At 56.7% G+C, this 19,959-nt stretch carries 19 protein-coding genes and 1 tRNA gene; 8 read left to right on the top strand and 12 right to left on the bottom strand.

Annotation, left to right across the window (positions count from 1 at the left end):
- Positions 1-4: 4 nt before the first annotated feature.
- Positions 5-475, top strand: coding sequence for an RDD family protein (locus tag WMP96_RS07590; protein WP_200287585.1), 471 nt, complete (start codon positions 5-7; stop codon positions 473-475).
- On the opposite strand, the gene WMP96_RS07595 is transcribed toward WMP96_RS07590, so the two are convergent.
- From WMP96_RS07595 to polA, 3 genes are all read right to left on the bottom strand, one after another.
- Positions 439-795 carry a hypothetical protein gene (locus WMP96_RS07595; protein WP_200287587.1) on the bottom strand — a complete coding sequence of 119 codons (357 nt, stop codon included), beginning with the start codon at positions 793-795 and terminating at the stop codon, positions 439-441. The genes WMP96_RS07590 and WMP96_RS07595 overlap by 37 nt on opposite strands.
- A 75-nt stretch (positions 796-870) precedes the next feature.
- Positions 871-1,830 carry a DNA glycosylase AlkZ-like family protein gene (locus tag WMP96_RS07600; RefSeq protein ID WP_301716139.1) on the bottom strand — a complete coding sequence of 320 codons (960 nt, stop codon included), beginning with the start codon at positions 1,828-1,830 and terminating at the stop codon, positions 871-873.
- Positions 1,814-4,462: a DNA polymerase I gene (gene polA / locus WMP96_RS07605; protein WP_301716192.1), complete on the bottom strand. Its 2,649-nt coding sequence runs from the start codon at positions 4,460-4,462 to the stop codon at positions 1,814-1,816. Before polA ends, WMP96_RS07600 begins: the two co-directional genes overlap by 17 nt.
- A 149-nt stretch (positions 4,463-4,611) precedes the next feature.
- On the opposite strand from polA, the gene WMP96_RS07610 reads away from it, so the two are divergent.
- Positions 4,612-4,685, top strand: a tRNA-Leu gene (locus WMP96_RS07610).
- 758 nt (positions 4,686-5,443) lie between these two features.
- Complete coding sequence (locus WMP96_RS07615) at positions 5,444-5,626, top strand: hypothetical protein (RefSeq protein ID WP_239205600.1); 183 nt, start codon at positions 5,444-5,446, stop codon at positions 5,624-5,626.
- Positions 5,627-5,732: 106 nt separating this feature from the next.
- On the opposite strand, the gene WMP96_RS07620 is transcribed toward WMP96_RS07615, so the two are convergent.
- Positions 5,733-7,916, bottom strand: coding sequence for a LamG-like jellyroll fold domain-containing protein (locus tag WMP96_RS07620; protein ID WP_340432708.1), 2,184 nt, complete (start codon positions 7,914-7,916; stop codon positions 5,733-5,735).
- A 443-nt stretch (positions 7,917-8,359) separates the two neighbouring features.
- Between WMP96_RS07620 and WMP96_RS07625 the strand changes: the two genes are divergently transcribed.
- Genes WMP96_RS07625 through WMP96_RS07640 form a run of 4 tightly spaced genes read left to right on the top strand, consistent with a single transcriptional unit; the run spans position 8,360 to position 11,793 of the window.
- Complete coding sequence (locus tag WMP96_RS07625) at positions 8,360-9,196, top strand: DUF368 domain-containing protein (RefSeq protein WP_034656484.1); 837 nt, start codon at positions 8,360-8,362, stop codon at positions 9,194-9,196.
- A complete protein-coding gene (locus WMP96_RS07630) occupies positions 9,196-10,083 on the top strand; it encodes an ABC transporter substrate-binding protein (protein ID WP_023021664.1) in 888 nt (295 codons plus the stop codon). Before WMP96_RS07625 ends, WMP96_RS07630 begins: the two co-directional genes overlap by 1 nt.
- On the top strand, positions 10,076-11,029 hold the full coding sequence (locus WMP96_RS07635) for an amino acid ABC transporter permease (protein WP_301716141.1): 954 nt from the start codon (positions 10,076-10,078) through the stop codon (positions 11,027-11,029). Before WMP96_RS07630 ends, WMP96_RS07635 begins: the two co-directional genes overlap by 8 nt.
- Positions 11,029-11,793 carry an amino acid ABC transporter ATP-binding protein gene (locus tag WMP96_RS07640; RefSeq protein WP_275436463.1) on the top strand — a complete coding sequence of 255 codons (765 nt, stop codon included), beginning with the start codon at positions 11,029-11,031 and terminating at the stop codon, positions 11,791-11,793. Before WMP96_RS07635 ends, WMP96_RS07640 begins: the two co-directional genes overlap by 1 nt.
- Before the next feature lie 84 nt (positions 11,794-11,877).
- Here WMP96_RS07640 and WMP96_RS07645 read toward each other — a convergent pair whose 3' ends face one another.
- The 8 genes from WMP96_RS07645 to WMP96_RS07680 are packed head-to-tail and all read right to left on the bottom strand — an operon-like array spanning position 11,878 to position 19,105.
- Positions 11,878-12,624, bottom strand: coding sequence for a sulfite exporter TauE/SafE family protein (locus WMP96_RS07645; protein WP_340432716.1), 747 nt, complete (start codon positions 12,622-12,624; stop codon positions 11,878-11,880).
- Complete coding sequence (gene coaD / locus WMP96_RS07650) at positions 12,621-13,094, bottom strand: pantetheine-phosphate adenylyltransferase (RefSeq protein WP_023021668.1); 474 nt, start codon at positions 13,092-13,094, stop codon at positions 12,621-12,623. The genes WMP96_RS07645 and coaD overlap by 4 nt, the downstream gene beginning before the upstream one ends.
- 29 nt (positions 13,095-13,123) lie before the next feature.
- Positions 13,124-13,705 (bottom strand): 16S rRNA (guanine(966)-N(2))-methyltransferase RsmD, encoded by a 582-nt coding sequence (rsmD, locus tag WMP96_RS07655; RefSeq protein WP_023021669.1) that lies wholly within the window; start codon positions 13,703-13,705, stop codon positions 13,124-13,126.
- The gene (locus tag WMP96_RS07660; protein ID WP_023021670.1) at positions 13,706-13,918 is read right to left on the bottom strand and encodes a hypothetical protein; all 213 of its coding nucleotides are present in this window, start codon (positions 13,916-13,918) and stop codon (positions 13,706-13,708) included.
- Between the two features lie 19 nt (positions 13,919-13,937).
- On the bottom strand, positions 13,938-16,070 hold the full coding sequence (locus tag WMP96_RS07665) for an ATP-dependent DNA helicase RecG (protein ID WP_248098850.1): 2,133 nt from the start codon (positions 16,068-16,070) through the stop codon (positions 13,938-13,940).
- A 2-nt stretch (positions 16,071-16,072) separates the two neighbouring features.
- Positions 16,073-17,416 (bottom strand): DAK2 domain-containing protein, encoded by a 1,344-nt coding sequence (locus WMP96_RS07670; RefSeq protein ID WP_239205608.1) that lies wholly within the window; start codon positions 17,414-17,416, stop codon positions 16,073-16,075.
- 10 nt (positions 17,417-17,426) lie between these two features.
- Positions 17,427-18,065, bottom strand: a complete 639-nt coding sequence (locus WMP96_RS07675) for a uracil-DNA glycosylase (protein ID WP_023021673.1) — start codon at positions 18,063-18,065, stop codon at positions 17,427-17,429.
- 2 nt (positions 18,066-18,067) lie between these two features.
- A complete protein-coding gene (locus WMP96_RS07680) occupies positions 18,068-19,105 on the bottom strand; it encodes a thiamine-phosphate kinase (RefSeq protein ID WP_086588490.1) in 1,038 nt (345 codons plus the stop codon).
- Here WMP96_RS07680 and WMP96_RS07685 point away from each other — a divergent pair.
- Positions 19,053-19,952 carry a DUF3515 domain-containing protein gene (locus tag WMP96_RS07685; RefSeq protein WP_301716143.1) on the top strand — a complete coding sequence of 300 codons (900 nt, stop codon included), beginning with the start codon at positions 19,053-19,055 and terminating at the stop codon, positions 19,950-19,952. The two genes, WMP96_RS07680 and WMP96_RS07685, sit on opposite strands and share 53 nt — an antisense overlap.
- Positions 19,953-19,959 lie beyond the last annotated feature (7 nt).

The raw sequence follows: 19,959 nt of genomic DNA on the forward strand, positions 1-19,959 counted from the left end.
GGGCATGGTTTTGGACCGGATTGGCTTATTGATACGACGTGGCATTGCCTGGTGGATTGACAGTTTCCTAGCCGCTGCCATCGTCATGGTGGTGCGGTGGGTAGTAAATGCGGCAGCCGACCATCCGCTTACTGGAGAGACCTTAGAACTCTATAATGCCATTGCCGCCGCCGTGGTCTTTTACGTCTATCGGGTATGGGTGGAAGCCGCGAAATCCACCTCGCTAGGTAAGTGGTCCCTCCAGCTAGAAATCATTGCCACCCACCCAGGATTTTTCACCGCTTGCCTGCGAAACTCCTGGCTATTGCTAACAATGCTGACGCTTTCAGGTTGGTCGGGTGTTATGCCCCTGCTACTGGCAATTTTAAGCATCAGCATGCTCGCTTTTGGCCAAACTCCCTTCGATATGCTGGCCAATTGCCTGGTGGAGCGCCGACCTCAGATAGACACGCCTTCTTTTCGTGGCCAGAGGTAATAAACAAGGGCGAAAATAACCAACGCAGCAAACATCCACTCGGATGGAAAGAGGAACGCAAGCGCCGTGGAAACGACCATCACCCCAGCGGCCGTTAATCTCCTGACCTTAGGGTTTGGCGCCACACGGGCGATGCTCATGGCTGCCACAAAATACGCTACTGCGAAGAGTCCATACCCGATTCCATAGGCCCTATGCTCTTCAAGGAATTGGTCTAGCCCGAGGTCATTGATATCGGCTGCAAGGAAATTCACTTGCATGGCCCACAAACTTTCAAAAAAGCGGAGATTCCATTTATTTATTTTCTCTTCCAGAGTCACTGCGCAGTATTTCCCTTCCTAGTTTCTCCATGTGCACGCATAATTTTTTCCGCACAGAGAAGGCTACCTAAAAACTTATTGCGCAGTTCGCCACAACTTCTGAACTTTGGGCTCGGCGTAGCCGGGGATACCCAGATTCTCGATAGCTTGTTTATTCCACGTCCCACGAACCTGGCCGTCCACCACAATGGCGCGGCGAAATACACCGCGGTTTCCAGGGGCAAGTATCTCGTGAACTTCTGAAGTCATTGCAAATGACCGATCTCGGTATCCCAGGATGTACTCGTCGAAAGCTCCCAATAAGAGCACCGAACGCTTTCTTCGCGCCTCGGCCATATCCATTACAACTTTCGAGACAAAGTCCTGGGACTCTTCTCCACACCGCTCGATGTCCGGCGGAAGGCTGTCAGCTGCTGGCCTAATTAGTCTTTGCGGTAGCTTTGTCCACCACGCAAAGTCCCGCAGCGTCGCTGGGCCGTGAGTGCGGAAATATCGGACCATTAGGTCAGCGGTAGCTGCGACCTGGTCTCCATTGAAGGCTTCGTCTAATCCCGGCAACTCAACCGGTGTGATGAGTTGTTCGACTCCGGAGTAGACGGCGTGTCCGCTTTCCATTGCTACACGCACAACATGCCAGAAGGGCACCTCGGGCAACGTTGTGGCAGCCCGCTCCTTAAGCTCGGCACGCGAAAGCGGACGATCAATAAGCTTGTTTACCTTTGCCACTAACTCTGCGTCGCCCTTTCGCCGTTTAGCACAGAGTTCAGTTATCCAGCCTATGTCCTTGATAGAAGCCGCAAAAAGCGTATGACGCATGGGATATCCACGCACAATATTTCCGGCATCCGAGTGGTCTTGCGCCCGCAAGGCCAGCGATCGGCGCACAGAGTGCAGGTCTTGGCCTTGCATAACGCCGAAAGCGCGGGCCACCTCTTCCGCGCTCTGCCACCGCTGAACGGTTAAGCCTTGCGAGGCGAGCCTAAGGCGCGCCTTTTCCCGGCGAGAGAAAGAAGCCGCGCTAGTGGGCTGCGGCATCCCAATCCTTGCCGGCACCAGCGGAGACCTCCAGCGGCACGTTGAGCTCGATAGCAGAGTCCATCTCCCGCTCGAGAATTTCACGGACCTGGTCAGCCTCGCCAGGGGCGACCTCGACTACCAATTCATCGTGGACCTGTAGCAGCACGCGGGACTTCATGCCCTGCAATGCGCGGTCCACGCGAATCATTGCCACCTTGATAATGTCTGCCGCGGTACCTTGAATCGGTGCATTTAATGCGGCTCGCTCTGCGTTCTCGCGCGCTAGGCGGTTATCGGAGTTGAGCTCTGGCAAGTAGCGGCGGCGGCCGAAGAGGGTGGCTGTATACCCATCCTTACGTGCCTGGACCACAACTTCATCGAGGTATTTCTTTACCCCGCCAAAACGCTCGAAGTAGCTTTCCATGATGGACTTCGCTTCCCCAGCCGGGATGCCCAATTGCTGGGATAGGCCGAATGCGGACAGGCCATAGACCAAACCATAAGACATGGCCTTAACGCGGCGGCGCAGCTCCGGCGTGACTTGGTCGACGGGGACGTCGAAGACTCGGGAGCCGACGTAGTTATGCAGGTCTTCGCCGTCCTTATAGGCCTCGATAAGCCCGGGATCTGCCGAGAGGTGCGCCATCACACGCATCTCAATCTGCGAATAGTCCGCGGTCATCAGTTCTTCGTAGCCCTCGCCTACGACAAACGCGGAGCGAATCTGTCGCCCAGCCTCGGTCCGCACCGGAATATTCTGCAGATTTGGCTCCGTCGAGGACAAGCGGCCAGTCGACGTCACCGTCTGATTAAACGTGGTGTGGATTCGTCCATCCGGCTGCACGGTCTTGATTAGACCTTCGAGGGTGGTTTTCATCTTTTGGTACTCACGGTGAGCCAAAAGGTGGTCTAAGAACGGGTGGGGATTCTTAACCGCGAGTTGTTCAATCTCCTTGGCCGCGGTGGAATAGCCGGTCTTTGTCTTCTTGGTCTTGGGCAGATCAAAAGTCTCAAAGAGTACGGTTTGTAGCTGCTTGGGTGAGTTGAGGTTGAGCTTATCGTCACCGGCAAGCTCGCGGGCGGCACGTTCTTGTTCGGCGACCTGCTCTACGAAGGCATCCTTTTGTGTTTCGAGAATGTCTACGTCAACAGCAATGCCGGTAGCTTCCATGCGCGCCAAGATGGTCACAAGTGGCAGCTCCAAGTCGGTATAAAGTTCGAAAGAATCAATCTCCTGCAGCTCCGCGGTCAACCTTTCCGCCAATTCCATAATGGCTGCGGCTTGATCTACCAAGGTGGAATCATCCAGCAAGGAAAGCTGCTCCGTGGCGGCGCCGAGGGTCTTTTGGAGGTGGCGCTGGTAGACGTCGGCAAGCGCGTAAGTGCGCTGACCAGGGCGCAGCAAGTAGGCGGCAATGGCCGTGTCATGGGCAATACCCGCCAGCTCAATGCCGCGGCCGGCGAGCATATGGAACGCGGCCTTGGCCTCGTGGAAATACTTCGGCGCATCGGAGGCCAACCACTGCGCTAGGGCCTTATCGTCCTCGACAGAAAGGTCGCCCAGCTCCACTTGCAGGCCGTGGCGTTCCTGGTCTACGAAGGCAATCGCCGATGCATCACCCTGTCCAGGGTTTCCCTCGCCTTGGACATAGACCGCAACATGCTCTCGACCAGGCAGCCACTGGGACAATGGCTCATCATCGATGACTGTCTCTAGCTCTTGGACCTCCTCGGTCTGCTCCGCTGCCTCAGCGCCGTCATTGGGAATGGCGGCCAGGACGCGATCGCGCAGGTTGGTGCCAAACTCGAGGTCATCGAATTTAGCAGCAACGTCCGCAACCTTCGCCTCCTTGAAAGCCAGATCGTCAGGGCCAACCTCTAGGTCCATATCCGTGATCATTTGGGTGAGCTTGCGATTCATCTGCACCTGATCGATGCGCTCGCGGAAGTTATTGCCCACCACGCCCTTGATTTCTTCGGCGTGCTCAACCAGTGATGCCAAGTCTCCGTATTTAACAATCCACTTAGTCGCCGTCTTCTCGCCCACCTTGGGAATGCCCGGCAAATTATCGGACGGATCACCGCGCAATGCAGCAAAATCTGGGTACTGCGCAGGTGTGAGACCATACTTCTCTTCCACCGCGGCGGGCGTAAAACGGTGGAGAGTGGATACGCCCTTCATGGGATAGAGCACCGTCGTGGAATCGTTTACCAATTGCAGGTAGTCACGGTCACCGGTGACGATGAGGGTCTCATAAGCCTGCGCCTCAGTCGCCAGCGTGGCCAGGATGTCGTCGGCCTCGAAGTTCTCGCGGGAGAGGGTGGTAATCCCCAGCACCTCGAGCACCTCGCGGATGATGTCAACCTGGCCCTTAAATTCCTCCGGCGCGGCTTCACGCTGCGCCTTGTAGTCCGGGAACATTTCGGTGCGGAAGGTCTTTCGCCCTACATCGAATGCCACCGCGATGGCATCGGGCTTCTCCTCCGCCACGATATTGGAAAGCATCGATAAAAAGCCATATACGGCATTGGTGTGCTGGCCGCCCGAGGTAGAAAAGTTATCCACCGGCAGGGCGTAGAAGGCACGAAAGGCCATAGAGTGGCCGTCAATGAGCAGAATTCGAGGCTGTTTAGTAGTCACCTGCCCCATCCTAGAGAAGCGAGCCGACATACGAACACCCCGGTGCACATTTATTGGATGACGTGGGCATTCCCCCGCTTCCCCTACCCAATTAGGAATTCCCCTAGTCCCTGCGCTACTATTTTCACAGTCAAAGGCAGCAAGCCTTGGCACTGTGCGCCCCTGTAGCCCAATTGGCAGAGGCAACGGATTCAAAACCCGTCCAGTGTGAGTTCGAGTCTCACCAGGGGCACAGATAGAAAAGACCTCGCATGTACGGTAAATCGGAAAGCGGGGTCTTTTTCATGTTCGCCCCTCCTACCGACGTGTAGTTGAACGGGTAGAAGCTTGCCAGGATTTCAAGCTCTGGAAGCATAGATAGGCCGTCAAAAAGCCGCAAATACTAGCCTGTGTGACCCGTATGGCTTCCAAGCTCGCCAGTTCCGCCCTCAACGCGAGATAGCCAAAGCCGCAGGCAGAGGCGATAGAGTACACCCCCATTAACAGAAATCTCTTTCTAGTCGCCTTAGCTAACGTCTTTTTAAGGTGGAAAAAGGATGTAACCCACGAAAGGGCTGCTAGGGAGCGAATAAGTAGAAGTACACCCATTATCCACCGCCTCACGCGTGCATCCTCGATTCCGTCGAATGAACTACGGTGAATAACGACAAAAGCGTCGACATAATCGTCGAACCGAACTATGCACAGAACTAAGCCAAGTACGGAAAGCATGAGAACGAACGCAACAACCGCCAGGAACATTCCTTCGACCTTATCCCCTAGGTTGTCCCCAGACTTCTGTGTTTGATCACTAGACATTTCCCAAACCTCACATCTCGCCGCCTTGTGCTCGAGGCGCCTTTCAGCCGCCAGCGAAACAATCTAGGACATCGATTCCAAAATTTAAGCACATTTCACGTTACATACCGTAAACTATCATTGACACTCTGACAAGAGTCTCCTATTTTGGGCTGTGTAAATTTGGCACACCTTCCACATTGAGGAGATTTCATGAACCGATTGCGAGTGGAAAGAATTAAAGCGATAGTTTTCACTGCATTGACGCTCATTACATTGTTGGCAATGATGGCCGTGCAGTCCCCTTCCCTAGCCTGGATACCCGTCGTGTTGGGTGCAGCCTCCGCTTGGTTTTGGTGGAAGGTGGATTATCTCTCCAAGCAGGGCGAAGATTAAAACCAAAACGCGCTTAGGTTCTCTCCCCTTATGGCGAAGAACCTAAGCGCTTTGGTGCAGCTAAAGCTTTAAAGCCTGATACTGCAAAATCCCTCTACCCAGTGCTCTAGCCCAACTCGGGCAGAGTCGGGAGGTGATACTTACGCAGGAGCGCGTTAATCTGCGGGATGGAAGCCTTCAGTTGCGGCAGTGCTAGTCCAATGAGGCCAGCCACCCCTGCGATACCAAGGATTGCTCCTAAGATGGCAGGCTTCGAACTCGTACTAGAGCTCAACGCGGAGCCATCCGTGGCAGGTTGCGCGGTATCGGCCGGCTTGCCATCGTTGTGTGCACGGGCGGTAAGCCACTGGTCCTTGCCCAGGACGCCCTGAGTCAGGCGGGTCTCGCCGATCCAGCCATACCACGGGTCTTGTGGGCGCTGGTTGTCAAAGCCACCACCCATGACACACTGCAGGTCGCGCGGGAGGAGCCCCTCGGCGCCTACGGCATTGCGCAGGATGGGCGCGCCGTTGATGAACATTTCGACGCTATCGCGTTCAGGATCATTGACCACGGCGATATGCATCCACTCGTCTTTGGGAACCTCGTGGGACCACACGGTAGAGCCGCTTCCCTGCTTCGGCTCCGCCCACCAGCGCAGCTCGCGGAGGTTAGAGATACCGAACATGACGGTTGGGTCCGTGTCCTCGGAGCCGTCTACCAGTTTATTGATGGCAGAGTCACGGCTGAGCGCACTTCCCCAACCATGCTGTGCGCCGTTGAAATCCTCCGGAATCTTGACAAAGGATTCGAAGGTATATCCCTTGGTGGTATCGACGCTATTGGCAGCCGCGCCCTTATCGGTACGGAACTCGGCATTGCCAACTTTGCCGGCAGGGTCAGACCAGAAGAGGGAGCCGGCATCAGAGGACAACGGGTGATGGTCGGTGCTATAGGTCACCCTGTCTCCGAGCATGGCGCCAGCGCGATGCAGGTCGCTGCCAGAATCGCTGGCAATGTCGGGGATGGTGGTGCCACGGCCGGCAAGGGCGCCATCGACAAGCGCATGCCCATCCTTGTCTCGCGCTTCGCCCGGGCGCCAGTGGAATACCGTGTGGTCGTTTTTGGCAAAATCGTCCGCGCCCTTAGGAAGCTCGTCCTCCGCAATGGTGTATGGCCTATAGCCCTCAGCGGCGATGTCGCGGGCGCGCTGCGCTAGGTCCGGCTGGTGGCCCTCGCCCACGGTGAATTCCGGGGCGAAGGAGGAAAAACGCTGTTCAAAATCGAACGGAATGCTATAGCTATCGCCCTTATCATCCAAGGTGAGCTTATCGAACTGCGTGAGCTCCTCATGCGGCTTTTGCGCCACCCACGGCGAAAGCGCGGTCATCTCCAGCTGCTTGCCCGTAAGGTCAAACTCGAGCACGCCCAATAAGCCATTGCCACCCTGGTAGGCCATCTGATAGTCCTGCAAGATGGAAACGACGTCATGTCCGGCATCGTTCTTGTCCACGCGGTATCCGGCACCGTGGTGGTGGCCGCCCATCACGAGAAAGATCTGATCATTGCTCTTGATGAACTTATCCCACAATCCGTTGCCATAGTCATCGGAATAGAAGACGTTTCCTTCACCATCGATATTGAGCGCCTCATGAGTGGTCACAATGACCGGAAGGTCTGGATGCTTATCAATGATGCCTTGCGCCCAGGCAATAGCCTTCTCATCAGCGCGCCAGCCCAGGGCTAGATTGAGATATTTCTGGCCTTCAGCTTCAAAGATATGTGCCTCGGAATCATTATTGACCGCGGTGTAGCGCTCTTGAAAAGTCTCCGGGTTGGCGGCCTTAGCGCGGTCGGCGCTAAACCACTTGTCATACGGGTGGGCTGCCGCACCTTCCACGTCCATATCGTGGTTGCCTGGCAGGATCGAATAGTTCAAGTCCGAATCGTCGAGGACCTGCATGGCCTTATCAGCTACCTGCCATTCGCCCTCCACGTTCCACTGGTCTACAACATCACCCAGGTGAGTGACGAAGTCCATGTTCAACTCGTCTTGATGGTCCACTAACCATTGGGTTTGCGCCAAGTAGGGTTCGCTGCCGTAGCGAGCTTGGGCCAGGTTGCCGGCCTCTGGGGTGGAATAGCGCGAATAGAACTGGGTATCCGGCAGTACACCGATGCTAAAACGAGAGCCTTCGCTTGGCGACGCCCCCTCGGGCGCCCCCTCCGCAGCACTTGCTGCCGGCACAAAAATGAGGTTTCCCACCACCGCGGTGGCAGTCACCGCGGGCAGGACAAAACGATTCTTCATAGAGAGTCCTTGGTCACTGAAAAGAAATGTTTGCACGGGAGAAAGACGGGAATACGCAGGAAATAGTAGGCAGTCAATCTTTCAGTTAGTTGACGCCTACGTAAACACCAGACTGAATAATGGGAAACTTATAGTTTCTTCCATATAGAACAGCCCTGACTGCAGGAGGCCGCGCCTACCATGCCCCAAACTGCATAGTTGCACTGAAGTGTATTATTCTGACAGAATATTCATGAACGAGGATTCGCCTCAATGATTGTTTCACCTCTACGGTTAGAGAAATCACGTCCCTTTCCGTGACGGATAACCAATCGCCTTTCAATGAAAGATATGCATCACTATTAACAGCGGTCCACATGGCCACCACCGGGAAGCACTTTCTCCCCGCCCGCCTAGGCCAGTCGCCCGCCACTCCAGCCCTCTCCCAGGTAGATTTTAAATTTATGCAATACATTTTGAACGCTATCCGCGGTGCCCTCATCGGCATGGCCGAACTTGTGCCCGGAATCTCCGGTGGCACCGTGGCGCTCATCGTGGGTATTTATGAACGCGCAGTCCACAATGCCAATGACCTCATCTCTGGTCGCTTCAAGAGAGTCGAGTGGAGCTTCCTTGTCTCCGTAGCAGTCGGCATGTTTATCGCAGTCTTCGCAATGTCCACCGTGCTATCTAACTTCGTGGAAAATCACGTATCCGCGTCCGGGGCACTATTTTTGGGCATGGTTGCCGTGTCTATTTTCGTACCACTGTCTATGCTGTCCAAGCAGGAGCGGTTGCGCCCTTCTTCCATCATTGCGTTTGTGATCGCCACTATTGCCATCTTCTTTATCACCGGCTTTACTTCCGAGCCGCATGAGAACCCCAGCCTTATCGTGGTCTTCTTTGCCGCCGCCATTGCTGTGTGCGCACTCATCCTGCCGGGCATTTCCGGCTCGCTCATCTTGTTGACCATGGGGCTCTACCAACCCATCATCGGCGCTGTATCGGATCGAGACCTTGGCACCATAGCCGTCTTTGCGCTGGGTGCCTTGTGCGGCCTCGCCGCGTTTATCAAGGTCTTGAACTTCTTACTGGATCATCACCGAGCCCCTACGCTGATGGCCATGGCAGGTTTCATGCTCGGTTCTTTGCGTGCACTGTGGCCGTGGGGAGCTGACCAGGATGCCTCCAGCGGCATTATCATCGGCATGTTCATCATCGGCGCTCTTATCGTTTCCGCGTTCATTTTCATTGACCTGAAGAAAGCACGCGCCATAGATGAAAGGACGGCGCAGAAATAATGCCGCGCACGTTTTCTCGCCGCGCTACAATTGCCGCGGTCCTTATCCCAACTTTGGGTTTAAGCGCTTGCGTCACCAACGAGGAAGATTCCACTCCAGAGGGCTGGGAAGAACCCCACACCTCTGTAGTACCGGAGATTGCCGCCATGTATGACGACAATGATGGCGTCCTCACCGCTGGCACTAACCCGCCCTACGCGCCATTTCAGCTTAAGGATTCCCACGGAGCCCTCCAAGGCGTCGAGCTTGACCTAGCCCGCGCTGTAGCAGGTGTCTTGGGCCTCGACTTCCAGCCCTTGGAGCAGGACTTCTCCATGATCTTGCCGGCCGTGCAATCGGGCCAGATCGATATGGGTGTCTCCGGTTTTACGGATAACCCAGACCGCCGGAATGAATTCGACTTTGTAGACCACCTCTACGCCGGTATCCAGTGGGCCGAGCGCGTGGACGGGCCTAGGAAGGTCGACCCCGATAACCCCTGCGGATTGACAGTCGCAGTGCAGCGCACAACGGTCTCCGAAACCGATGATGTTCGCCCTAAGCAAGAAGCTTGTAATGGCGATCTCACCGTCTTGTCTTATGACACCGGGGATAACGCCGCGCTGGCCGTCCTGATGGGGCGCGCGGATGCCCTGTCTGCGGACTCCCCGGTCACAGCGTGGGCGGTCAATCGCTCTGAGGGAAAAATGCAGCAGGTAGGCGATATGTTCCAAGCCTCGCCGTATGGCTTCGCAGTTCCTAAAGATTCCGATTTGGGCAAGGCATCGGCCGCAGCGCTGCAGCACCTCATCGAAACCGGCGAGTATGCAGAAATTTTGTCCCGCTGGGGCATCGAGGATGGATTAATAGACCAGGCAATGATTAATGAAAGGCCGATCAATGGTTAATGAGAATGCGGCGACGCCGGCTACGGCCAAGCCTAAAGAAGAACCCGCGCAGATCGAGGCCCGCCCGCTGCGCCATCCATGGCGCTGGGTCTTCGCTGGCCTACTCATCGTGCTGGGAGTGTGGTTCATCATTGCCTCCGCCCGCAACGAGGCTTTTGGCTGGGGAACCTATTTCCAGTACCTCTTTGATAAGCGCATCGCGCTCGCTTCCCTGCACACCATCGCCATCACTATTTTGTCGATGATCATCGGCGTTATCGGTGGTGCCGTGCTTGCGGTCATGCGCATGTCACCTAACCCGGTGCTGCGCGCCGTGTCCTGGATTTTCCTCTGGGTATTCCGTGGCACGCCAATTTATGTCCAGCTGGTGTTTTGGGGTCTGCTCTCTGCCATCTACCAGTCCATCAACCTAGGCTTTACCGAGGTGTCTTTGCAGACCATCCTCACCAACGCCTTCTTCCTTGCGGTGATGGGCCTAGGACTTAATGAAGCGGCCTATATGGCTGAGATTGTGCGCTCGGGCATCACTTCCGTTCCAGAGGGCCAAAAGGAGGCCTCCAAGGCACTCGGCATGTCGTGGTGGATGACCATGCGCCGCACCGTCCTTCCCCAAGCCATGCGCATTATCATTCCGCCTACGGGCAATGAGCTTATTTCCTTGCTCAAGACCTCTTCCCTCGTGGTGGCCATTCCTTATACAGAGGAGATCTTCGGCCGTACCACGGATATTTCCGCCGCCCTTTTCCAGCCCATCCCGCTACTATTGGTCGCGGCTTCCTGGTACCTCGTGGTTACTTCCCTACTTATGGTGGGTCAGTACTTCTTGGAGCGCCGCTTTGAGCGCGGTGCAACCCGCGAACTCACCGGCCGCCAGCTTGCTGCTCTTGCAGATGCTGAAGGAACCATTCCCCGCAACGTATCCGTGATTTCGGAGGCTCAAAAATAATGGCTACTCCCATGATTTCTGCCCAGAACGTCCACAAGTCCTTCGGGCAGCTTGAAGTCCTCAAAGGCATTAACCTCGAGGTCCAAGCCGGCGAGGTGGCCTGCCTATTAGGACCTTCGGGGTCCGGCAAGTCTACCTTCCTGCGCTGCGTTAACCACTTGGACAAAGCAACGGCCGGGCGCTTATACGTCGACGGCGAGCTGATTGGCTACCGCGAGAAAAACGGCACCCTCTATGAGATCAGCGAAAAGGAAGCCGCCGAGCAGCGCTCCGATATCGGCATGGTCTTTCAATCCTTCAATCTCTTCCCCCACCGAACGGTGATTGAAAACATCATTGAGGCACCGGTGCAGGTGAAGAAAATCCCAGAGGAAACCGCCCGCGCCCGCGCCATGGAGTTGCTCGAGGATGTTGGCTTAGCCTCCAAGGCCAATAATTACCCCGTACAGCTCTCCGGCGGCCAGCAGCAGCGCGTTGCCATCGCTCGTGCGGTAGCCATGGACCCTAAGCTCATGCTTTTCGACGAACCCACGTCAGCCCTTGACCCAGAGCTTGTCGGCGAAGTACTACACGTAATGAAGGATCTCGCGGCCGAGGGCATGACCATGCTCGTAGTCACCCATGAGATGGGTTTTGCCCGCGAGGTGGCAGATAAAGTCTTCTTCATGGACGGCGGCGTGGTCATCGAGTCTGGTAGCCCCGCTGAAGTGCTGGATAATCCGCAACAGCCACGTACCAAGGACTTTTTGGCCAACCTACTCTAAGCCCATAGCACATGATTGACTGTGCAAAGACCCGTCAGCTTCTGTCTCTGCAGAGGCGACGGGCCTTGTTCATGGTGAAGGTGTTTAACCGAGGCTCACCAGGCCGCGAACCAATGCGCTCGCTGCGCCCAGTCCGGCAACGCTAAGCGAGAGCACGCGGGCTTTCTCCCGGGGCACACGCTGCGCGATGCGGGTGCCGGCCCAAATCCCGACGAACATTCCCATAACTCCGGCGGGCCACATTACCCAGGGCAAACCATCAAAGTGTGCCGCCCCCGTAAGCGTCTTTGTCATGACAGAAAAAAATCCGCCTACGACAAAAATGGGTTGCAGCGTAGCTGCGTACACTTGCTGAGGCCACTTTGCCGCTTGCGCGTAGACGGTAATAGCTGGGCCTGCCACACCGGCCAAGGTATTGGTAAAGCCGCCGAGGATGCCCGCGGAAATAGCTGGGCCTTTGCCTTCCATTGCCGGGACAAACTTCTTGCCAAAGGTCACTACCGTCAGCGCGGCCAAAAGCGCAAGGCCCACAACGACCATAAGACCTGCTGTATCCATGCGCCTAATGAGCAGCGCCGCGGCCAAGGAACCAATCACCATGACCGGGGCTATGAGTCCAAATTTCTTCCAGCTGACATTCTCGCGCACGGAATAAGTGGTCAGCACCGCATTAATGCAGGCTAAAACGTTGATGACCAAGATGATTCCTTCTACCGGCCCCATAATCAGCATGAGAATAGGACCGCCGATGAGACCGAGGCCCATTCCAGATACTCGCTGGAGGGTCGAGCCTACGACCACAACGAGAAAAATGACCAGTGCTAGGCTCACTTTCGGTATTTCTCCTTTACCGCACGGCCTACGGCTTCAGGAAACATGCCGGTCACGTCCCCGCCAAACTTCGCCACCTGCTTACACAGTGAGGAACTGATATAGCCGTATTTTTCGTCCGTGAGCAGAAAGACGGTATCAATGCCGGAAAGGCGCCGATTCATCTGCGCCATAGGCAGCTCATATTCATAATCTAGGGAGCTGCGCAGCCCTTTCACCAAAACATCCACCCCATGCTCAGTGGTGTAGTCCACCAAAAGCCCAGAGCAGTAGTCCACCTTGATGGAAGAATCCACGCTCTGGCGAATTAGTTCCATACGCTCATCCACGCTAAAGAGCCCGGAGGGTTTGTCAGGATTACCGGTTACCAATACGGTGACCTCATCAAACATTTGCTTAGCGCGGTTAATGATGTCGACGTGACCTAAGGTCACGGGGTCGAATGATCCTGGGCACACGGCCTTAGTCATGCTTTTGTCGCTTCCTTTTCTTCAGGGGTTTAGTCTTCGGGTTCCTCGCTGCCAGGGCGGGTATAGACCGCCATATCCATGCGCGCGATGCCAAAGGTACGCTTCTTCAGTTTCTGACCAGTGGGCTCAAAACCTGCAGGCCACGCAGTTGCCGCGGAATCAACGTGGCGCTCAATGACTACCATGGCGTGATCGCAGAGCACCGGTTCAATAGCGGCGATGAGCTCATCTACCTCATCAAAAGCATAGGGCGGGTCCGCCAACACCAGATCGAAGTGCCGCCGCGGGGCACTTCCCAGGTAGGTGCCTACCTTCATCTCTTGCACGCGCACGCCGGGGTGCTTGACGACGCCCATGTTATGCCGAATGATCTTCACCGCATCCGCCGAAGATTCCACTAGTACAATTTCTTCTGCTCCACGGCTAGCTGCCTCAAGGCCTAGTGCGCCGGAACCAGCAAATAGGTCAAGAACCGAAGAACCGGCAAAGCCCCAACGTGCCGCGAGGGATGAAAAAAGCCCTTCACGGGCACGGTCTGCAGTAGGCCGGGTTCCTTCGGTGGGCACCTTAATGGTGCGGCCGCGGGCCTCGCCGGCAATAATGCGCGTCATTTATTTTTCTCCAATCTCCATCAAAAGGTCTCCGGCTACCACGTCCCTCAAGCCAGCGACCACAATGCGGTATGCCTTGCTTAGTCCTGGGCTCGCTACGGAAGCAACTAGTTCCGTGGCGTCGACGATCGCGGGCGCGACGCCGATACCAACGGTGCCTCCCCCATTCACCTGGCAGCGGAAGATGCCTGCAAAGGGGGCAAGGACGTTCATGCTTCTAGGTTAACCTGTCTTAGTTCTTCTCCAAGTATTCCTGTTCGCTTTCACTCAAGTTGCGCGTGAGTTCCTCGGCCAACTCGGGATTGCGCATCACCATTGCGCGGGCATCCGTATGGGTGCGTTCCACAATGTCTTGGTCATCCGCCAGATTTAATAGCCGCAGCGTACGGTGTGTTCCGGACTGCATGGTGCCCAAAATGTCTCCCTCTTGGCGCTGACGCAAGTCGAGCTCGGCCAGCTCAAATCCGGACGAGGTTTGGGCAATCTGATTGATGCGGCGGAAGGACGGAGTGTTATCGCCTGCCATAGTGTGCAGAAGACAGATAGAGGCATTGCCGCCTCGTCCCACACGCCCACGCAGCTGGTGCAACTGGGAGACGCCGAAATGCTCGGCCTCACGGATGAGCATCACCGTGGCATTGGGAACATCCACACCCACCTCGATGACCGTGGTAGAGACCAAGACATCGATTTCTCCCCTAGCAAATGACGTCATAACCTCGTCTTTATTAGGCATCTTTCCATGCAAGATTGCTATGCGCAGCCCCTTAAACGGCCCGTTTTCTAGCTGCTCCGCAAGCTCTAGCACTCCGCCTTTTCCCTCAATGCGCGGGCAGACGATATAGGCTTGGTGGCCGTGGGCCACTTCCTCGCGAATCCGCTCGAGGGCGCGTAATACCCAGGTAGGGCGCCACTCAGCTACCACCGCTGACTGAATAGGTTTGCGGCCACCAGGCAGCTCAGTAAGGGTCGATACGGCAAGGTCGCCGAAGACGGTCATCGCGATGGTGCGAGGAATCGGCGTAGCCGTCATCACCAGTACGTGGGGACTTAGTCCCTCGTTAGCCTTCAGTCTCAGGCTATCGCGCTGCTCTACGCCGAACCGGTGCTGCTCATCTACTACCACTAGTCCAAGGTTGAAGAACTCCACTGTGTCTTGGATGATGGCATGGGTTCCAATAATGATGTCCGCATCTCCGGAAACGATATCCAGCAATGCCTGCCGTTTATCCGCAGTGCGCATCGAGCCGGTGAGAAGTACCACCGTGACGCCTTCAGGAACTGCGGTTCCGATGGAGGCAGCGTGCTGGGAAGCCAGCACCTCAGTAGGCGCTAGCAACGCCGCTTGAGTTCCTGCGTCAACAGCCTGCAGCATAGCGCAGGTAGCCACCATGGTTTTGCCCGAGCCGACCTCGCCTTGCAGCAAACGCATCATGGGCAATGGGCGGGCTAGGTCATCTTCAATCTCACTGATAACACGCCGCTGCCCTTGGGTGAGCTCGAAAGGCAAATGGCTTAGCAGTTCTTCGCGGAAGCCGCCTAAGGTTGCCGGCATGGTCGGAGCGGTTCGAGCTTCCGCATCGCGCTGGCGCAATGCCATCACCAAGCCAATTGACAAAGCCTCGTTATATTTAAGCCTTTGGATAGCACGATAAGGCCCTGCCTTACCAGGCTCGTGAATTTCCCGCACCGCTTTATCCAGGCTGATTATCATTTGATAATCCAGTGGCTCTTCGATGGGCGGGGTCTTTGATAGGACGTAGTGAATAGCCCCCATGATGTACCAGGAGGTCACCTTGGACGTGGCTGGGTACACCGGGATCCATTCTCGTTCCAAAAGGAGCTGGTCGAGCCTCCCAAACTGTGAGAGGTTCCGCAATGAGCCGGTGGCCTTGGGCCGATTCTTCTTTCCAGATTCGGCCGCCGGCTGGCGGTAGCCATCCACTTCACCATCGGGACGGCCGAACGCATCGATTTCCACAAAGTCTGGCTGTTGCAGCTGCGGTTGGTTGCGGAAGAATTTGAGCTTGCCGCTCATCATGACGCGCTGTCCGCGATGCAGCATGCGCATGACGTAATTGGCATTGAAAAAAGTCGCCATAATGCTGTCATCGAGCTGCACATTGATGATGGTGGTCTTGCCCCTGTCATGCCGGTTGAAGCCGGTAATAGTCCCGGTAACGGTGACGATATCGCCCTCCGCAGCGTCTCCTAGGCCAACGTCCTTGTTGTGGCGAATATAGTCTCGCGGATAGTGAGCCAAAAGCTCACCGCAGGTCTCATACCCCAACGCCTTGGTAATCTTCGCGGCGTCTTTCGCCGCAAGAACCTCCGTCAACGGTCGGTTGTCCTGCCAGCCGAGCATTGCTACTCCACTCCGATTTCGGTTGCAATATCCGGAACGTTAAGCGCCACCACATCCACATGTAGCTGTTGGCCCAAATCCTCCTCATCTACGTCAAGGGCACTTAAGATGGTGACCTGCTCCCCGCCTTCTGCCAAGAGATCGCGACAGGTGGCGCTGATTGACGCAAGGGTTTCCTGGCTGGGATGAGCTACGCGCATGGAATTGGCTGCATCGCGCATAGCAGCGACCACAGCACCCGTATCTGGGTTATTAGGTTCATTGACAGAGATAGCGGCCAAGGCAGCAACTAGCGACTGTGCAGGCACTACTCGCCCAGCACCAGTCTGCGAACTCAGCCCCGTAACTAGGACAATGTCCTCATCTTCGGCCGCAATGGGTTTCTCCGGTGGCACAACGGTAACGCCCGCAGATTCCAAAAGATCGGTAATAGGCCCGGCCGGCGCGGCTGCGTATACTCGGCGAGCAACTGATTCTTCGGCGGCGGGTTCGGTGGGAGCCGGCAGCACCTCAAGGTGCAAGTTGGTCACCTTTCCTTTAGCAAAGGCGGTTTCAATGACGGCGCCCGCCTGCGGAGAGTGGATATGCACATTAGCGCTGTCCTCGGTAGCGCGAGCGATGACCAAGCTATCTCCCATCGGTGCAATTGCCGCCTGCAGCGCGTCGATATCTCCTTCATAGAAAAAGACCACTTCCAGCACGGTGACCTCCTCTGGGGCGGGTAGACCTGCATGCCCAGTAGAGCCCTCAATCTCCGCGAGAAGGGACTCTAAGAGAATCACGAGGCCGGCTCCGCCAGCATCCACTACTCCAGCCTCCTGCAGGGCTGGCAATTGCGATGGGGTGCGCTCTAGAGCAGTCCGAGCGGCCGAGATTGCGCCGCTGACGATGCCGTGCAAGGTCGCGCCAGGACGCGCCGCGGAGTCGTCGGCGGCTTCCGCTGCTGCACGCAAAACCGTAATAACCGTGCCTTCCACTGGCTCGGCGATGGCTAGGTCCACCAACTCCACGGCCTGCTGCAAAGAACGGGCAAAAACGGAGCCGTCAATAACTGAGTCCACCGTGGACTCCGCTACGCCGCGCAGAACCTGAGACAACACCATGCCCGAATTTCCGCGTGCCCCACGCACCGCCCCACGCGCGAGGGAATCAGCTACATCGTCACCTTTGTCGAGCTCCGCAACCGCTGCTTCCATGGTGTGCGCCATATTTGAACCAGTATCCGAATCCGGTACGGGAAACACATTGAGGGCGTTAATTTCCTCGCGGCGATGGGCTAATTCCCCCACGGCGCGGGTAGCCCAATTGCGCAGACCGCAGGAATCCAGCGTGCTGGGATATGACATGCGCAATAGTTTACAAGCGCCAGTCTATTTCCTGCGCGCCTTGGTCCCGCAAAAGGGCGTTTGCCCGGGAAAAGGGCCTAGAACCGAAAAAGCCACGGCTGGCAGAAAGCGGTGAGGGGTGCGGAGACTTGATGCACGGGACGTCGGGAAGAAAGCGCTCACACGCTTGCGCATCGCGGCCCCAGAGGATCGCCACCATGGGGCTGCGGTTGAGCGCGCGGATGGCAGCCTCGGTGATTTCTTCCCATCCGATGCGACGGTGCGAGCCTGCTTGGCCTGGGGCTACGGTCAGCACCCTGTTAAGTAGCAATACGCCTTGGTCAGCCCAAGCACTCAAATCGCCGTCCTCTCGGCCGTTGATCCCCACATCATCGTGAAGTTCACGGTAAATATTGACCAAAGAACGCGGGGGCTTCACGCCGGGGCGAGTAGAAAAGGCCATGCCCATGGCATGCCCTGGGGTGGGATACGGGTCTTGGCCCACGATGAGCACACGGACCTCATCCAGTGGCATGCGCAGCGCGCGACAAACATCCTCAGCTGGGGGCAGATATTCCTGGCCCTCAAGGGCGTGAGAAATCCGTGGCCATTGCTCTTCTATTACCGGCGCCAGCACCGGCTCCCATGAAGGGTGATAGGTGGGGTGCATATTTAAAAGCTTCGCCAGCCTTTCTGATAGCTCGGTGTCTTTCCTCCCACCGTAACCCCGCAGCCCCGAGTTACGGTGCCAATTTTCCGGAATCCGGAGGGGGTGTCTTTCGCGGTCGTGCCTATTAATGTGTGGTCTTCACCGCCGCTTAGCACCCATTCCCACGGGTCACGGTCCACAAGGTCTGCGGCCTGGCACAGCAAATCTTCCGGCTGCAAAGCCTGCGGATCCAAATCCATATGCACGCAAGAGTGTTCAGACATCGTGGTGCAGTCTTGGATCAAGCCGTCGGAGTTATCCGTCATGGCGGTAACCCCAGCGGCGCGGGCAATGACACCGCGGCCAGGATTGAGCCAGGGTGCGCAATGGGCGTCAATAAGCGGCTGGAGGTGCTCGTACCCAGCGGGGAGCTGTCGGCCGAAGCGCTCTAACAAGGCCAAGCCGGCGGCCGAGTGGCCAATCTTGCCATGCGCTACCACGTGCTGGCCTGCCCGCGCACCGTCCAAGGTCAGGGCAGGAAGGCTGCCGCCGAGGAAACCCACGGCCGAAATGTTGATGACCAAAAGATCAGACTTCGTGAGGTCACCGCCCACCAACTCGGCATTATAGAAAGAGCTATGCTCCGCAATGCCCTCAGCGATGCCCCGCACGAAGGACACTGGGGTATCACCTGGCGCGGCGATGGCTAAAAGGGCAGCAACGGGTCGCGCCCCCATGGCTTCAACATCGGCGAAGTTGCGCAAGATAGCTTTCTTACCAATCTCGCGCGGGGTAGACCACTCGCGCAGGAAATGACGCCCCTCCACCATCAAATCCGTGGCTGCCACGGTGCGGGAATTCGGTGGTGCGCTAGGCAATACCGCCGCGTCATCTCCGTTGAGCCTGCTCGAGGCCACAGAGGTAATTTCCCGAATGGCGTTGCGTTCTCCCACCTCTGCGAGAGTCTGAGTTAAGTTCACCAGCGTCCTTTCGATACTATGAGCCCTTATGACATCCCAATTTAACCGCACCGCGATCTTCATTTCACTTGGGTTGTCCATAGTGATGGTTCTGGCGGTCCTCTTCGGCGCAAAGTACGTATTCAATAACATCGCCAAAGCACCCGTGGCGGTCTCCCCCGTGGAATCCAAGGAAGCAGATTCACAAGCCTGCCATAGCTTTATCGACGCCCTGCCGGATAAGGTCATGGATAAGCCGCGCGCAGACATTGCCGAGCCTGTGCCCTCCGGTGTCGCTGCATGGGCAGCTAACTCTGAGGATAAGGTCACCGTGCGCTGCGGCGTGGACATGCCTTTCCAGTACACCGAGTATGCCCAGACCCAAGACCTAGAGGGAGAAAAGTGGTACAAGGTGCGCGATGCCACGCCGGGATCCAACCTAACCACCTGGTATGCGGCGCAGCGCTTCCCTATCGTCGCCGTTACTGCCCCCACCGACGCCGAGCCGGGCGAGCTTAACGACGCCCTCTCAGCACTCAAAGAAAAGCCTGCCCCCGCTCATAAGGCTCCGCTCAAGGAGCTCAAGGCGGGCGATGACCAAAGGTGCGCCGATATAGAAAAGGCCCTGCCTGATTCGGTGGCCGAAGGCTACCACCGCCGCGAGGTTGCGGAGAAGAATACCTTTGTGTGGAGCGCCGATGGCCGCGAAGACATCGTGGCCCGTTGCGGTGTGGCCAAGCCCGAAAACTATCGTGCTGGGGTCAAGCTGCAGCAAGTCAACGAGATTCCGTGGTTCGAGGACACCACCTTGGCCCATGGCACCACAGCCGGCACGTGGTTCGCCCTGGGCCGCGACAACTACCTAGCACTGCACGCCCCACAGGATGCCGCGCAAGCGGCACTGGTGGAGATTGGCGGTGTGCTTGCCAAGCACACCGCTGAAAAGTAGAAAGTAC

The organism is Corynebacterium sp. KPL4035 (assembly GCF_037908325.1).
GTDB lineage: Bacteria > Actinomycetota > Actinomycetes > Mycobacteriales > Mycobacteriaceae > Corynebacterium > Corynebacterium kefirresidentii.

Coding starts and splice junctions, on each gene's coding strand:
- WMP96_RS07590 (WP_200287585.1), top strand. CDS start 5: ATGGTTTTGGACCGGATTGGCTTATTGATACGACGTGGCATTGCCTGG.
- WMP96_RS07600 (WP_301716139.1), bottom strand. CDS start 1,830: ATGCCGCAGCCCACTAGCGCGGCTTCTTTCTCTCGCCGGGAAAAGGCG.
- polA (WP_301716192.1), bottom strand. CDS start 4,462: ATGGGGCAGGTGACTACTAAACAGCCTCGAATTCTGCTCATTGACGGC.
- WMP96_RS07615 (WP_239205600.1), top strand. CDS start 5,444: ATGAACCGATTGCGAGTGGAAAGAATTAAAGCGATAGTTTTCACTGCA.
- WMP96_RS07620 (WP_340432708.1), bottom strand. CDS start 7,916: ATGAAGAATCGTTTTGTCCTGCCCGCGGTGACTGCCACCGCGGTGGTG.
- WMP96_RS07625 (WP_034656484.1), top strand. CDS start 8,360: ATGCAATACATTTTGAACGCTATCCGCGGTGCCCTCATCGGCATGGCC.
- WMP96_RS07630 (WP_023021664.1), top strand. CDS start 9,196: ATGCCGCGCACGTTTTCTCGCCGCGCTACAATTGCCGCGGTCCTTATC.
- WMP96_RS07635 (WP_301716141.1), top strand. CDS start 10,076: ATGGTTAATGAGAATGCGGCGACGCCGGCTACGGCCAAGCCTAAAGAA.
- WMP96_RS07640 (WP_275436463.1), top strand. CDS start 11,029: ATGGCTACTCCCATGATTTCTGCCCAGAACGTCCACAAGTCCTTCGGG.
- coaD (WP_023021668.1), bottom strand. CDS start 13,094: ATGACTAAGGCCGTGTGCCCAGGATCATTCGACCCCGTGACCTTAGGT.
- rsmD (WP_023021669.1), bottom strand. CDS start 13,705: ATGACGCGCATTATTGCCGGCGAGGCCCGCGGCCGCACCATTAAGGTG.
- WMP96_RS07660 (WP_023021670.1), bottom strand. CDS start 13,918: ATGAACGTCCTTGCCCCCTTTGCAGGCATCTTCCGCTGCCAGGTGAAT.
- WMP96_RS07665 (WP_248098850.1), bottom strand. CDS start 16,070: ATGCTCGGCTGGCAGGACAACCGACCGTTGACGGAGGTTCTTGCGGCG.
- WMP96_RS07670 (WP_239205608.1), bottom strand. CDS start 17,416: ATGTCATATCCCAGCACGCTGGATTCCTGCGGTCTGCGCAATTGGGCT.
- WMP96_RS07675 (WP_023021673.1), bottom strand. CDS start 18,065: ATGCACCCCACCTATCACCCTTCATGGGAGCCGGTGCTGGCGCCGGTA.
- WMP96_RS07685 (WP_301716143.1), top strand. CDS start 19,053: ATGACATCCCAATTTAACCGCACCGCGATCTTCATTTCACTTGGGTTG.
- WMP96_RS07680 (WP_086588490.1), bottom strand. CDS start 19,105: ATGGACAACCCAAGTGAAATGAAGATCGCGGTGCGGTTAAATTGGGAT.